This is a genomic window from Streptomyces sp. NPDC127117 (assembly GCF_042677325.1).
In the GTDB taxonomy this organism is placed as follows: domain Bacteria; phylum Actinomycetota; class Actinomycetes; order Streptomycetales; family Streptomycetaceae; genus Streptomyces.
Window position 1 is genome coordinate 177,900 of record NZ_JBHXTM010000002.1, and the last position, 14,054, is coordinate 191,953.

At 70.2% G+C, this 14,054-nt stretch carries 11 protein-coding genes and 1 tRNA gene; 4 read left to right on the forward strand and 8 right to left on the reverse strand.

Annotation, left to right across the window (positions count from 1 at the left end):
- The first annotated feature begins 69 nt into the window (after positions 1-69).
- The 3 genes from ACFVH0_RS02820 (at position 70) to ACFVH0_RS02830 (ending at position 3,344) form a co-directional block, all read left to right on the forward strand.
- The gene (locus ACFVH0_RS02820) at positions 70-495 is read left to right on the forward strand and encodes a hypothetical protein (RefSeq protein WP_385817662.1); all 426 of its coding nucleotides are present in this window, start codon (positions 70-72) and stop codon (positions 493-495) included.
- A 130-nt stretch (positions 496-625) separates the two neighbouring features.
- A complete protein-coding gene (locus ACFVH0_RS02825) occupies positions 626-1,258 on the forward strand; it encodes a class F sortase (protein ID WP_385817663.1) in 633 nt (210 codons plus the stop codon).
- Between the two features lie 130 nt (positions 1,259-1,388).
- Complete coding sequence (locus ACFVH0_RS02830) at positions 1,389-3,344, forward strand: DUF262 domain-containing protein (RefSeq protein ID WP_385817664.1); 1,956 nt, start codon at positions 1,389-1,391, stop codon at positions 3,342-3,344.
- Positions 3,345-3,690: 346 nt separating this feature from the next.
- Here ACFVH0_RS02830 and ACFVH0_RS02835 read toward each other — a convergent pair whose 3' ends face one another.
- From ACFVH0_RS02835 to ACFVH0_RS02870, 8 genes are all read right to left on the reverse strand, one after another.
- Positions 3,691-4,530, reverse strand: coding sequence for a RimK family alpha-L-glutamate ligase (locus tag ACFVH0_RS02835; protein WP_385817665.1), 840 nt, complete (start codon positions 4,528-4,530; stop codon positions 3,691-3,693).
- Positions 4,527-5,486, reverse strand: a complete 960-nt coding sequence (locus tag ACFVH0_RS02840) for a RimK family alpha-L-glutamate ligase (protein ID WP_385817666.1) — start codon at positions 5,484-5,486, stop codon at positions 4,527-4,529. The genes ACFVH0_RS02835 and ACFVH0_RS02840 overlap by 4 nt, the downstream gene beginning before the upstream one ends.
- 157 nt (positions 5,487-5,643) lie before the next feature.
- A complete protein-coding gene (gene rbsD, locus ACFVH0_RS02845) occupies positions 5,644-6,033 on the reverse strand; it encodes a D-ribose pyranase (RefSeq protein ID WP_385817667.1) in 390 nt (129 codons plus the stop codon).
- Positions 6,030-6,974, reverse strand: coding sequence for a ribokinase (locus ACFVH0_RS02850; protein ID WP_385817668.1), 945 nt, complete (start codon positions 6,972-6,974; stop codon positions 6,030-6,032). The genes rbsD and ACFVH0_RS02850 overlap by 4 nt, the downstream gene beginning before the upstream one ends.
- Before the next feature lie 111 nt (positions 6,975-7,085).
- A complete protein-coding gene (locus ACFVH0_RS02855) occupies positions 7,086-9,059 on the reverse strand; it encodes a substrate-binding domain-containing protein (protein ID WP_385817669.1) in 1,974 nt (657 codons plus the stop codon).
- Positions 9,049-10,611 (reverse strand): sugar ABC transporter ATP-binding protein, encoded by a 1,563-nt coding sequence (locus ACFVH0_RS02860; RefSeq protein ID WP_385817670.1) that lies wholly within the window; start codon positions 10,609-10,611, stop codon positions 9,049-9,051. Before ACFVH0_RS02860 ends, ACFVH0_RS02855 begins: the two co-directional genes overlap by 11 nt.
- Positions 10,608-11,624, reverse strand: coding sequence for a LacI family DNA-binding transcriptional regulator (locus ACFVH0_RS02865; protein WP_385817671.1), 1,017 nt, complete (start codon positions 11,622-11,624; stop codon positions 10,608-10,610). Before ACFVH0_RS02865 ends, ACFVH0_RS02860 begins: the two co-directional genes overlap by 4 nt.
- Positions 11,625-11,935: 311 nt before the next feature.
- Positions 11,936-12,023: transfer RNA gene (locus ACFVH0_RS02870), tRNA-Leu, on the reverse strand.
- 344 nt (positions 12,024-12,367) lie between these two features.
- Between ACFVH0_RS02870 and ACFVH0_RS02875 the strand changes: the two genes are divergently transcribed.
- Positions 12,368-14,050 carry a thiamine pyrophosphate-binding protein gene (locus ACFVH0_RS02875; RefSeq protein WP_385817672.1) on the forward strand — a complete coding sequence of 561 codons (1,683 nt, stop codon included), beginning with the start codon at positions 12,368-12,370 and terminating at the stop codon, positions 14,048-14,050.
- Positions 14,051-14,054: the final 4 nt, after the last annotated feature.

Genomic DNA, 14,054 nt, shown 5'->3' on the forward strand with positions numbered 1-14,054 from the left:
ATGCCTCGTGCCCCGGTGCGAACCGGCACCCGGGCACCATCGAGGCCGACCTGGAATGGAGCGATGTCCATGCCCCACCGACTGTCCCTGCGCACTGCTGTCCTCGCCGCTGTCGCGGCCGGCGCGGTGCTCGTACCGTCCGCCGCCGCCTTCGCCGACTCCGCGCCGTCGCCTTCGGCGCCGTCCGTGAAGAGGTCCGCGGCAGCCCGCGCGGAGGGCGGTGCCACCGCCGAGCCCAAGAGCGCACAGCCGTCGGTGGCGCCCCGTGGCGGTGTCGCCGCGGGCGACAGCCCGGCACCGGCCAAGGCCGAGGCCACTGTCGAGCGTCCGGGGGCCGCCGCTCCGCGCGGTGGCGTGGCCGCCGGTGAGCGACCGGCCGGGACCTCCGGCGACCGGACCACCGCTCTTGCCGGATCGGCCGCGGCGGCCCTGCTGGTCGCCGGCGCGGGAACGATCGTGCTGCGCCGCCGCTCCGGCGCGCAGCGCAACGGCTGACCGGCGGCAACCGCACCGAGTCGACCGACTCTGCGGGCCGGTTGACGCCCGCCAACAGTTGACGCCCCCTCGTGGCGCCGCCCTCCCCGGGCGGCGCCACTGCCGATTCCCGCCCAGACCTGGAGCCCCCATGTTCCGCACCCCGCCCTCGCTCCGACGCGCCGCGCTGCCGCTGCTCGCCGGTCTCTTCCTCGCCGGCTGCTCCTCCGACGCCACGGACGGCGCGTCCGCCACGACACCCGGCAGCAGCAGGACGGCCACGGTCGACGCTTCGGAACAGGCCGGTTCGACAGGGACCGGGAAGTCCGGCGATGCCCCGGCAGCCGCCCCCGTCCACATCAGCATCCCGTCGCTCGGGATCGACAGCGAGCTGATGCGCCTCGGCCTCAACCAGGACGGCACCGTCGAGGTCCCGCCCGCGGAGAAGGGCATGACCGCCGGCTGGTACACCGGCGGCGCCGCTCCCGGCGAGCGCGGGGCCGCGGTCGTCATCGGACACAACGACACCCGCTTCGGGAAGGCCGTCTTCCACGATCTGAAGAAGATCGCCAAGGGGGCGGACATCGCCGTCCGCAACGACCGCGGCGCCGAACTCCACTTCCGGGTCACCGCCACCGAGTCGGTCAGCAAGAAGGCCTTCCCGACCGAGAAGGTCTACGGTTCCACCGGTGCACGCGCCCTGCGTCTCATCACCTGCGACGGCGCCTTCGACGCCCAGGGCCACCCGGTCGACAATCTCATCGTGTACGCGAACCGGAGCTGACAGCGGCACATCGATGCTGTCGTGAGCTGTCCTGATCAGGACCACACGATCCCGCCGACTGCTAGTTTCACAACGTCGCGGGTGCGGTTCACGGTGGAGGATCCGCCGGTCGGGAAGGCGGAAGAGCGGTATGCAGATCTCTCAGATCCTGGACAAGGTCGACGCGGGCGACATCGCCCTGCCGGAGTTCCAGCGCGGCTATGTGTGGACCCGCGACCAAGTGCGCGACTTCTTCAAGTCCTTGTACCGCGGCTATCCGATCGGCGGATTCCTCACCTGGAGCACCAAGGCCGAGACGGCCGACACTCGCGGCGGCGCGATGGGCAAGGACGGAACCATTCAGCTCCTGCTGGACGGCCAGCAGCGAGTGACCACCCTCTACGGTGTGACCCGCGGCCGGCCTCCCCGCTTCTTCGAGGGCAATCCGTCGGCACTGACCGGGCTGCACTTCAATCTGCAGACCGAGTCCTTCGAGTTCTACGCGCCGGGGAAGATGAAGGGCAATCCCCACTGGGTCGATGTCTCCGCACTGTTCCAGGACGGCCTGGCCGGCCAGTTGCTCGCCGTCACGCAACTCGCCGGTCAGGACGCGGTGTTGCAGGGAACGTTCATCGAGCGGCTCAACCGGATCACGCAGATCAAGGACCGCGCCGTCCACGTCGACGAGGTCACCGGTGCGGACAAGACCATCGATGTCGTCGTGGACATCTTCAACCGCGTGAACTCGGGTGGGACCAAGCTCTCCAAGGGAGACTTGGCTCTGGCCGCCATCTGCGCGACCTGGCCGGCCGCGCGGCCGACCATGAACGAGGCGCTGGACAACTGGTCCGCCGCCGGATTCGACTTCAAGCTCGACTGGCTGTTGCGCAACGTCAATGCCGTACTCACCGGCGAGGCACAGTTCTCGAAGCTCGCGGATGTCGATGTGGAGCTGTTCCGGACCGGGCTCAAGGAGACCGTCGACTCCGTCTCGTACTTGCTCAACGCGCTCGGCGGACGCCTAGGACTCGATCACGGGCGTGTGCTGAACGGCCGGGCCGCGTTTCCCGTCATGAGCCGCCTCCTGCACCATCACGGTGGCCGGTTCCCGGACGCCATGACCCGCGACCGTCTCTTCCACTGGTACATCCACAGCTTCCTGTGGGGTCGTCACACCGGAGCCACCGAGACGGCTCTCAACCAGGATCTGCAGGCGCTCGACGACGGTGGCGTCGAGCAGTTGATCGATGTGCTGCGCCGCAGTCGCGGCGGACTGCTCACGGTCCGGCCCGACGACTTCGCCGGCTCCAGCATGGGTTCGCGCTTCTATCCCCTTCTCTACCTGCTGACTCGGGTGTACGGGGCCCAGGACTTCATCAGCGGCGTGCCCCTGCGCGATGGCATGCTGGGCCGCCTCAGCTCGCTCCAGGTGCACCACATCTTCCCGAAGGCCCGTCTGTACGAGCACGGATACAGCCGCGCCGAAGTGAACGCCGTGGCCAACTTCTGTTTCCTGACCCAGGACACGAATCTGCGGATCGGGGCGAGGAATCCGGCGGAGTACCTGGAGGAGATCGAGACCCGCATGCCCGGTGCCCTGGCGACGCAGTGGATCCCGATGGATCGGGAACTCTGGCGGATCGAGAACTATCCGGATTTCCAGGCCGCCCGCCGCGCGCTGCTGGCCGATGCTGCCGACAGCTTCCTCCAGACTCTCCACGACGGCCCCTCGCCGGTCGGGCTCCAGGTGCCGACCGCCCTCACCACCACACGAACCGCCGTGTCGGTGGGCGGCTCGGACGAGGAAGAGGACATCCCGGGCCTGGCCGCCCTGCTGTCGGAACTCTCCGAAGCGGACCTGGCGGCACCGGAGCTGGACAGCGAGGTGAGCGACCCCCACACGGGCGCCGCCATCATCGTCGCCGCCGCCTGCTGGCCCAAGGGCCTCCAAGGGGAGGGCGGCGTCCCCGTGGTGCTCGCCCCCGACACCACACCCCAGGAGCAGGCCGCGCTGGAATCCGGCAACTACCGCGTGTTCCACAGCACTGAGGCCCTGCGCCGCTTCATCGGCAATGCTCGCGCCGGAGCAGAACAGGCTGCGGTCTGAACGGACAACGGGTGCGGGCAGAGCACTCGTTTCCGCTCCACCGGCCGACGCGGCACCCCGACCGCATCGTTGCCATGCGCCAAGTCGGAACCTGGCAGGGGCTGTTCGGGCAGCGGTGATCCGGTGTGCCGGGGCCATCACTGCGAGCCGCCGGTCCCGGAAGGAACCGGCGGGCGCGATGCGTCGTCCACCGGCCGCGGGTCCGGCGCCCGGCTTCGGCACCATGCAGGGGATCGCGTCGCCGGAGCCTTCACACCACCGCTGAAGCCGAGGCGTCCGGAGGGCGCGGCTGCGCGTGTCGTGGTCGGGCGCCCTCGGCGAGTTCCTGGCGGAGGCCGGGGGTGGCTCAGGTCTCGTAGGAGTGAGGGCCGGGCCGGGGACGTCGCAGGGCCAGGGCCGCCAGCGCCTCGGGGGCGCCTTCGGGGCCGCGGATGCCCGGGAAGGCGTTGATGTCGACGACGACGGGCGCCCCCTCGCGGTCCAGCAGGTCGACACCGTAGACGTCCAGGCCGAAGACCTCTCCCGTACGGAGGGCCAGCCGCGTCCAGTCCTGCGGCAGGTCCCGGACCAGCGGCGCGGGCCGCGCGCCGCCCGGCGGTGCGCCCACGGCTGCCGGGCGCACCCCCGTGAACACCTCTCCCGCGATCACCCACAGCTTGTGGTCCCAGCCGCTGTTCGTGACGAACTCCTGGAGCACGACGGACTCGTCGGACCATTTCGACGCCAGGTCACGGAGCCCGTCCGGGCCGTCCACGCGGGCGACCAGGTCCGCGCGCCGGCTGTGCCGGCTCTTGACCATGAGCGGGTAGCCGCTCTCCGCCGGCTCCGCTCCGTGGAGGGCTTCGGACAGCGCGTCCAGGGTCCGTGTCCGTGGCATCGGCAGACCGGCGCCTTCCGCCACGGCGGCGATCCGGCTCCTGTCCTGGCACAGCTCCGTCGCGGCAGCGGAGTTCACCACCCGGGCGCCGAGCCCTTCGAGGAAGCGTGCCAGCGCCAGTGCCCGGGGGGTATGGGCCTTCAGGAGGTAGACATCGGCGAGTCCGTCCGGGGTCACCAGTGGTGACGGGGACGCGGCTCCGGAATCCGGGTCCAGGAACGTCACCCGGTGCTCCGCCCCGACCAGCGTGGCAGAGACCGCGGCGAGCAGCGGATGATCCGGCTTGTCGGTCAGCAGACACACCCTCATATCCGCGCACCTTCGGGCACCGCCGCCACCATGTCGGCGTCTGCCCCGGGACCGGGTCCGGCGACGGGGTGCGGATGGGGCCGCGCGAGGGGGGCCTGCGGCTGTACGGGTACGCGCGGGGCGGGGGCGAACACGCCCGTCCGGTCGGCGCCGCCGGTCCTGGCCAGCTCAAGGATCGCGCGGGCCAGCCGGGACGCGGCGTCCGGGACCTGGCGGAAGCTCGGAAAGTCATTGATGTCGACGATCACGGGGCCCTCCGGGCCGAACACCACGTCGATGCCGTACAGATCGAGGCCGAAGACCGCTCCCACCTTCGCCGCCGCCGCGGCCACCTCGGCGGGCACGGGGACGGCCCTCTCGTCGACCGGCGCGTCCGGGTGGAGCGGGGAGCGGCGCACGGTCGCGTGGAACTCGCCCGCGAGACAGTAGACCTTCAGGTCGGAGCCCGCATTGGACACGTAGGGCTGTGCGATGAGCTGGCCCTCGTCCGCCTGCTCCGCCTCGGCCAGCCGCCCGGGGTCGGACACGAGCCGTACCCCGCGCCCCGAGCTGCCGTCGGCGGGCTTGACCACCAGGGGGAAGAGCTCCGCGGGCACATCCGCGAACAGTGTGGCCCTCGGTGCCGAATAGGTGACCGGAACCGGCAGCCCGTGCTGTCGCGCGATGACCGAGGTGAGGCCCTTGTCACGCACCGCGCGGATGGACCGCGCGTCGTTCACCGTGGTCAGTCCCACCGCCGCCGCGGCCTCCAGCAGAGTAAGTCCGGGGCCGCCGGACACGGTCTTGAGTACCCAGGCGTCATGGGTTCCCGCCCGCACCTCCTCCGAGATCCGCAGGAGTGAGCCGCCGGGGCGCACCACGTCCACCTGGTGTCCCCACGACGTCAGTTGCCGGACAACGTCGAGCGGCATGCCGTCATGCCGGTACAGCTCTTCGACGAGGAAGCAGAGCTTCATCCCAAAACCCCTCGGTGCCCCACAGCTGGTGAGGGCAGAACGGTGCCTCGCGGTGCTCCTTCGAACACCACCAAAAGGGCAACGCTACGTCACGCCTGCCCCAAAGCCACCTCGGCCGTGGGTTACTGATGGTGCGTTCCCTCACCGGCCGTTCCCGTCAGAAGAAGACCCCGCACCAAAGGAGCGCATTCGCGTACGGCCGCGCCTCACCCGTCCGTACCACCAGCCGGGCTCCCGCCGAGAGCAGCTTGAGCTCGTCGTGGGGTACGTGGGTGAGTCCGGGGAGGCGGGCGTCCAGGAGACGGGCGGCCTCCGGGTTGGCCCCCGTGATCTCCTGTGCCGCTGTGGCGCCCTCCACGACGAGTTCGTCCAGCAGGCCGTCGAGGACCTCGGCGAACGACGGGACGCCGGCGCGGAAGGCCAGGTCGACGACGCGGGGGCCGGCCGGGATGGGCATGCCCACGTCGCAGATCAGCACTCCGTCGCCGTGTCCCAGTTCGGCCAGGGCTCCGGCGAGGTGGCGGTTGAGGATTCCTGCCTTCTTCATGGGGCCGCGACTTCCGCTGCGGCCGGGACTTCGTCCGCCGTGGGGAAGGACTCCTGCGCGCCCCGCACGGTGACGGCCGCGGCCCCCACCCTCACGGCGAACGCGGCAGCCTCCGTGAGCTCTTCGCCCAGGCCGAGCCGCCAGGCCAGTGCGGCCGTGAAGGCGTCGCCCGCCCCGGTCGTGTCCACGGCTTCGACCTTGAGGCTCGGTACGGGTACGACATCGCCGGTACGGCCGTCCGCGACGAGCGCGCCCGCCGCTCCCAGCGTGACCACGACCGACCGCGGGCCGAGTCCGAGCAGTGCCCGCGCCCACTCCTGGGGCGTGCTGCCCGCCGCCTCGCCCAGCATGTAGCGCGCTTCGTGCTCGTTGACCACCAAGGGGTCGCAGGCGGCCAGCACATGGTCGGGCAGGGGCGCGGGCGGGGACGGGTTCAGCACCAGCCGACCGCCGGACGACATCGCACCGGCCACCTCGGCCACCGTCTCCAGCGGGATCTCCAGCTGGACGGAGACGACCCGGGCGGCACCGAAGAGCGCGCCGGCCGCCCGGACGTCCTCAGGGGTGAGGCGGGCGTTGGCCCCCGGTGACACCACGATGCTGTTGTCACCCGAGGGGTCGACGGTGATCAGCGCCACCCCGGTGGGGGCCCCGCCCACGAGGACACCGGAGGTCTCGACGCCCGCCGCCCGTTGCGATTCCAGCAGCAGACGGCCGTGCGCGTCGTCGCCCACCCGGGCCAGCAGGGCCGTGCGGGCTCCGAGACGGGCGGCGGCGACCGCCTGGTTCCCGCCCTTGCCGCCCGGGTGGACGGCCAGATCGGAACCGAGCACGGTCTCACCGGCCGCGGGCCGGCGTTCGACGCCGACGACCAGGTCGGCGTTGGCGGAGCCCACGACCAGCAGGTCGTACCGGTCGTGGTCGTGATCGCTCGCGTTCATCGTTCCTGCTTTCCGTGGCCGGGCACTGCTCGGCCCCCGCTCGGACCCCACTCATTCGCACACATTCGCACTCATTCACCGCCATTCGCGGCCATTCGCGGCCATTCGCGGTCAGGAGAAATCGGCGACGTTCTTCTCGGTGACGACCTTGACCGGCACCTTCACCAGGCTGTCGACCTTCTTCCCCTCTGCCGCCTTCACCGCGTTCTGCACGGCGATCCGGCCCAGTTCCTTCGGCTGCTGGGCCACGGACGCGTACAGCGTGCCTGCGCCGACCGCCTTCAGGCCGTCGGGGGTTCCGTCGAATCCGACGACGGACACCGACTTGCCCGCCTTGCTGCCGAGCGCCCTGACCGCGCCGAGCGCCATCTCGTCGTTCTCGGCGAAGACGCCGGTGATCCCGGGGTGGGACTGGAGCAGGTTGGTCATGACGTCCAGGCCCTTCGTGCGGTCGAAGTCCGCCGGCTGCCTGGCGACGACCTTGATGCCCGGATACGCCTTGAGTCCCTCGGCGAAGCCGGCTCCGCGCTCGCGGCTGGCCGAGGTGCCGGCCGTCCCCTGCAGCACGACGATGCTGCCCTTGCCTCCGAGCCGGTCGGCCAGTGCCTTGGCGGCGAGCCTGCCACCCGCGACGTTGTCGGATGCGACGAGCGTGGCGGTCCGTGCCTTGTTGACCCCTCGGTCGGCGGCGATCACCGGGATGTCCGCCTTGTTGGCGCCCCGTACCGCGGGGCCTGCCGCATCCGAGTCCACCGGGTTGACGATGATCGACTTCATGCCCGAACTCGTGAAGTTCTGGAGCTGGTTGGCCTGTTGCGAGGCGTCGTTCTGCGCATCCGTGACGGTGAGGTCGACCCCGGCCGTCCTGGCCTCGGCCTGCGCGCCCGCCTTCATCTGGACGAAGAAGGGGTTGTTGAGCGTGGAGAGCGACATGCCCACCTTGGTGTTGCCGCCGGAGGAGCCGGAGTTGAAGTAGGACACCCCGCCCACGACGACGGCCACGCACAGTGCGGCGATGCCGAACTTCAGCGCTCCCGCTCCCCTGCGGCCCGGCCCCGGCGAGCCCGGCGCGGCGGACGAACCGCCCGGGGCGGCGGCTCCGGACCCGGCCTTGCGGCGGACCGTGTCCAGCAGCACCGCCAGGGCGATGACGACACCGATGACGACCTGCTGCCAGAAGGCGGACACCGAGAGGAGGTTCAGCCCGTTGCGCAGCACGGCGAGGATGAGCGCCCCGATCAGCGTGCCGGACGCCTTGCCGACACCGCCGGCGAGGCTGGCCCCGCCGATGACGACCGCGGCGATCGCGTCGAGCTCGTACCCCTGCGCGGCCTGCGGCTGCGCGGAGGTCAGGCGGGACGCCAGGACGATGCCGGCGACCGCGGCGAAGAGCCCGGACAGGGCGTAGATGGCCAGCTTCTGCCGCTTGACGCGCAGCCCGGAGAGCCGGGCCGCCTCCTCGTTGCCGCCGATCGCGTACATCGAACGGCCGATGTAGGTACGGGCCAGGATCAGCGCCGCGATCAGTCCCATCACGACCATCACGAGGACGGGGACGGGCAGCCAGCCACCGAGCGTGTCGCCGAGCACGGAGACCGGGTCGGGGAAGTCGATCGGCTTCCCCTGGGAGATGACCAGGGACAGCCCTCGCGCGATCGACAGCATCGCCAGCGTCGCGATGAACGGCGGCAGTTTGCCGTACGAGACGAGGGCCCCGTTCACGAAGCCGCAGGCGATGCCGGTGGCGACGGCGAGGATGATGGCCAGCCAGACCGGTATCCCCTCCGAGGTGGCCGACCAGGCGAGGACCGTCGCGGAGAGCGCGGCCACCGAACCGACGGAGAGGTCGATGCCCGCCGACACGATGACGAAGGTGACACCGAACGCGAGGATCGCGGTGACGGCGGCCTGTACACCGACGTTCAGCAGGTTCTGGGTGGTCAGGAAATCTCCGGAGAGCAGCGACATCGCCACCAGGAGTACGACCAGGGCGCTCAGGGCGCCGTTGTCGAGCAGGAGCCGGCGGACCGTGCGCCCTGCGGCGCCACTGGCGCCCGTATTGCTCTTGAGCGTGTCAGTGGTCACGGGGGCTCTCCTCTTCGTTCACGGTCGGATCCGCCGCATTGGTTGTTGTGGGCGCTGTTGTGGGGGCGGCGCTGACGGCGAGGGCCATCACGGCGTCCTGGGTCGCTTCGTGTGCGGGGAGTTCTCCGGCGATCCGGCCCTGGGACATGACCAGCACCCGGTCGCTCATGCCGAGGACTTCGGGCAGGTCGCTGGAGATCATCAGAACCGCGTGGCCCGATGCGGTGAGTTCGTTGATGAGCTGGTAGATCTCGACCTTGGCGCCGACGTCGATCCCGCGGGTCGGTTCGTCGAGGATCAGCACTCTGGTGTCGGCGAGCAGCCACTTCCCGATGACGACCTTCTGCTGGTTGCCGCCGGAGAGCGTACGGACGTGCTGGCCGAGACCCGCCATCCGTACGCCGAGCTGTTCGGCGATCCGGGCCGCGGCCACGCGCTGTCCCTTGAGGTCCACGAGTCCGGACCGGCTCGCCGAGCGCAGGGTGACCAGGCCCAGGTTCTCCTGCACCGAGGCGTCGAGAACCAGGCCCTGCCCCTTGCGGTCCTCGGGCACGAGGCCGATTCCGGCGCCCATCGCGGCGGTGACGTCGTGCTTGGCCAGCCGCTCGCCGAGTACGTCGACGGTGCCGCCGTCGTAGGGGTCGGCGCCGAAGACGGCGCGGGCGACCTCGGTGCGGCCCGCGCCGACGAGACCGGCGAGACCGACCACTTCCCCGGCCCGCACCTCGAAGCTGATGTCGTGGAAGACGCCGTCGAGCGTCAGGCCGCGCACCGAGAGCAACGGGTCGCCGGTTTCCGGGCGTTCACGGGGATACTGCTGATCGATGCTGCGTCCCACCATCAGCTGTACGAGCTCCGCCTCGGGCGTCGAGGCGGGTACCTGGTCGATGGACCGGCCGTCGCGCAGCACCGTGACCCGGTCGCCGAGTGCCGCGATCTCTTCTAGGTGGTGGGTGATGAAGACGACCCCCACCCCGTCCTCGCGCAGTTGCCGCACGATCCGGAAGAGCTTGTCGACCTCTTCCGAGGTGAGGACCGCGGTCGGCTCGTCCATGATCAGCACGCGGGCGTCCAGGCTGAGCGCCTTGGCGATCTCCACCATCTGGAGCCGGGCGATGCCCAGTTCACGGACCTTGGCCTTCGGCGAGACGTGCAGGCCGACCCGGTGCAGGAGCACCTCGGCGTCCGCCTCCATGCGACGCCGGTCGATCATTCCGAAGCGGCGCGGCTGCCGGCCGAGGAAGATGTTCTCGGCCACCGTCAGATCGGGTACCAGGTTGAACTCCTGGTAGATCGTCGCGATGCCGAGCCGTTCGGCGTCCTGCGCGCTGTGGATGCGGACCTCGCGGCCCTTGGCGAAGATCCGTCCGCTGTCCGGGCGGTAGGCACCGGAGAGCATCTTGATGAGAGTGCTCTTGCCCGCTCCGTTCTCGCCGAGCAGGACATGCACTTCGCCGCTGCGCAGGTCGAAGTCGACGCTGTCCAGCGCGACCACACCGGGGAAGGTCTTGCGTACGCCTTCGATGCGCAGCAACTCGTCCGGCTTGCTCACAAGTTGCTCCTCTGGTCCGAAGCGGGCTCGCCGCAGGAACGGCGTACGACGAGGCGGGCGGGAAGGGTGACGGACTGCGGGGACCGGCCCTCGACCATGTCGATCAGCGCGCGGACGGCGGCGCGGCCGAGTTCGCCGGTCGGCTGGGCGATCGCCGTGATCGGCGGATCGGTGTGGACGAACCACGGGATGTCGTCGAAGGCGGCGATTCCCATGTCCTGCGGGACGCGCAGGCCGGCCGCCCGGATGGCGTCCAGCGCGCCGAGCGCCATCAGGTTGTCGGCGGCGAAGACGACCTCGGGCGGCTCGGGAAGCGCCAGGAAGCCTTCGGTGACGCGCCGGCCGCTGTCCGCCTGGAAGTCGCCCTGGCCGATGTAGACCTCGGGCAGGTCGATCTCGTACGCGCGAAGCGCCTCGCGGAAGGCCTCGACGCGCTCGTTGCCCGTCGTGGTGGCCGCGGGGCCGGCGATGATGGCGAGCCTGCGGTGGCCGAGTGCGTGCAGATGGGCGACCAGGTCCCGGATCGCGTGGCGGCCGTCGGCGCGTACGACGGGAACATCGACGCCGGGCATCCAGCGGTCCACGAAGACCATCGGCGTACCGCCGCGCGACACGTCCGCCATCAGCGGGGAGTCGCCGTCGGCGGGCGAGACGAGGAGTCCGTCGATCCTGCGGTCGAGGAGCGTGCGGACGTGGTGGTCCTGAAGCTCCGGCCGCTCGTCCGCGTTGCCGATGATGACGCTGTAGCCGAGGGCGCGGGCCTCCTCCTCGACGAAGCGGGCCAGTTCGGTGAAGTACGGGTTGAGCACATCACTGATGACCAGGCCGAGGGTGCGCGTCTGATCGGTGCGCAGCGAACGGGCGACGGCGTTGGGCCGGTAGCCGAGGGCGTCGACGGCGGCGAGGACCCGGGTCCGCGCGTCCGGGCTGACGGAGGGATGACTGTTGAGAACACGGGAGACCGTGGCGACAGAGACCCCTGCCTGAGCCGCGACGTCCTTGATGCTCGTCATGTCCGGACCACCTCCTTGTGGTTTCCGTGAGCCTCGAAACCAGCGGACCGAACCCGTGGAATCGATTACACGGAAGATTGGAAACGATTACACGGCCGGAAACAAGACCCCACCCGCGGTCCGAGACCGGATCGTGACGAGTGGCGAGCGACGGGCGACGAGCACCGAGCGGTGCTGGAGGAGAGGCGGCGCCGACACATGTGAGGGCGGGGCACGGCATCACAGGTGACATCCCGCATCGCGTTCGCGGGCCGGAGTAGGCGTAATGCGGGCCGGGAAGAATCCCGACCGGCACTTGACTGGTTTCCTGCTGGTGTCCGAGGGGGGACTTGAACCCCCACGCCCGATAAAGGGCACTAGCACCTCAAGCTAGCGCGTCTGCCATTCCGCCACCCGGACCAGGTGGTCGGCCCCGGTTTCCCGCGGCGACATGGAAAACAATACCAGGGGTTCGACGCGCCTCTCACCCGCGTTTCCGGTGGTCAGTGCGGCGCGTCGGGTGCGGCCGGCGCTCTCCCGCGGCACCCCGACCACCTCACCCACGGACCGTGTTCGCGACCGTACGCACAGTGCGAGCCCAAGGGCGGGTCATGACTCGTGAAAGTGCGGCACACCCTCTGGACACCACCCGCCGGATGCGGGATAACAAGGTCCATACAGTATTCGTCGACTGTATGCAATATTCCCAGCACCGAAGTACCGGATCGGCTTCCGCACTCCCCTACGAAGGGACAGGTACCGCCATGCCCGAGGACAGTCAGGAACTCATTTCCGGTGGGCATCTGGTCGCCAAGGCGTTGAGAGCCGAGGGGGTGGAACGCGTCTACACCCTCTGCGGCGGCCACATCATCGACATCTACGACGGTTGCGTGGACGAGGGCATCGACGTCGTGGACGTACGGCACGAGCAGGTCGCCGCCCACGCCGCCGACGGGTACGCCCGGATCACCGGCAAGCCCGGCTGTGCCGTCGTCACCGCCGGGCCGGGGACGACCGACGCCGTGACGGGGGTGGCGAACGCGTTCCGGGCCGAGTCGCCGATGCTGCTGATCGGCGGGCAGGGTGCGCACAGCCAGCACAGGATGGGATCTCTCCAGGATCTGCCGCACGTCGAGATGATGTCGCCCATCTCCAAGTTCGCGGCGACCGTGCCGGAGACCTCGCGTGCCGCTGACATGGTGTCGATGGCGTTCCGCGAGTGCTACCACGGGGCGCCCGGGCCGTCCTTCCTGGAGATTCCGCGCGATGTGCTGGACGCCGAGGTGCCGGTGGCCGAGGCCCGGGTGCCGGTGGCCGGGCAGTACCGGGCCTCGACCCGTACGGCCGGTGACCCCGAGGCCGTGGAGAGGCTCGCGGATCTCCTCGTACACGCGGAGAAGCCGGCGATCCTGCTGGGCAGCCAGGTGTGGACGACACGGGCGACGGACAGCGCGGTGGAACTCGTCCGCTCCCTGAACGTCCCCGCGTACATGAACGGGGCCGGCCGCGGCACCCTGCCGCCCGGCGATCCGCACCACTTCCAGCTGTCCCGGCGGTACGCCTTCTCCCATGCCGATCTCATCGTCGTCGTGGGGACACCGTTCGACTTCCGGATGGGGTACGGCAAACGGCTCTCCCCCGACGCCACCGTCGTACAGATCGACCTCGACTACCGCACCGTCGGCAAGAACCGGGACATCGACCTCGGGATCGTCGGGGATGCGGGACTGGTCATCGAGGCGGTCACGCGGGCCGCGAGCGGGCGGCTGAACGGTGGCGCGGTCAGGCGCAAGGCCTGGCTGGACGAGCTGCGCGCCGCCGAACAGGCCGCGATCGAGAAGCGGCTGCCCGGCCTGAAGTCGGACGCCTCGCCGATCCACCCGTACCGTCTGGTCAGCGAGATCAACGACTTCCTCACCGAGGACTCGGTCTACGTCGGGGACGGCGGCGACATCGTCACCTTCTCCGGGCAGGTCGTGCAGCCGAAGTCGCCCGGTCACTGGATGGACCCGGGGCCGCTCGGCACTCTCGGCGTCGGCATCCCGTTCGTGCTGGCGGCCAAGCAGGCGCGGCCCGACAAGGAGGTCGTGGCGCTCTTCGGCGACGGTGCGTTCTCGCTGACCGGCTGGGACTTCGAGACGCTGGTCCGCTACAACCTGCCGTTCGTCGGGATCGTCGGCAACAACTCCTCGATGAACCAGATCCGTTACGGCCAGCGGGCCAAGTACGGGGACGAGCGCCAGCGGGTCGGCAACACCCTGGGCGACGTCCACTACGACAGGTTCGCCCAGATGCTCGGTGGTTACGGCGAAGAGGTCCGCGACCCCGCAGACATCGCCCCGGCGCTGCGCCGCGCCCGGGAGTCGGGGCTGCCGTCGCTGATCAACGTCTGGATCGACCCCGACGCCTACGCCCCCGGAACGATGAACCAGACCATGTACAAGTAGCAGA

Excerpts from the sequence above, each read along its gene's own strand:
- ACFVH0_RS02840 (WP_385817666.1), bottom strand. The coding sequence starts at position 5,486 with ATGAAGCTCTGCTTCCTCGTCGAAGAGCTGTACCGGCATGACGGCATG.
- ACFVH0_RS02850 (WP_385817668.1), bottom strand. The coding sequence starts at position 6,974 with ATGAACGCGAGCGATCACGACCACGACCGGTACGACCTGCTGGTCGTG.
- ACFVH0_RS02820 (WP_385817662.1), top strand. The coding sequence starts at position 70 with ATGCCCCACCGACTGTCCCTGCGCACTGCTGTCCTCGCCGCTGTCGCG.
- ACFVH0_RS02865 (WP_385817671.1), bottom strand. The coding sequence starts at position 11,624 with ATGACGAGCATCAAGGACGTCGCGGCTCAGGCAGGGGTCTCTGTCGCC.
- ACFVH0_RS02835 (WP_385817665.1), bottom strand. The coding sequence starts at position 4,530 with ATGAGGGTGTGTCTGCTGACCGACAAGCCGGATCATCCGCTGCTCGCC.
- ACFVH0_RS02830 (WP_385817664.1), top strand. The coding sequence starts at position 1,389 with ATGCAGATCTCTCAGATCCTGGACAAGGTCGACGCGGGCGACATCGCC.
- ACFVH0_RS02825 (WP_385817663.1), top strand. The coding sequence starts at position 626 with ATGTTCCGCACCCCGCCCTCGCTCCGACGCGCCGCGCTGCCGCTGCTC.
- ACFVH0_RS02875 (WP_385817672.1), top strand. The coding sequence starts at position 12,368 with ATGCCCGAGGACAGTCAGGAACTCATTTCCGGTGGGCATCTGGTCGCC.
- rbsD (WP_385817667.1), bottom strand. The coding sequence starts at position 6,033 with ATGAAGAAGGCAGGAATCCTCAACCGCCACCTCGCCGGAGCCCTGGCC.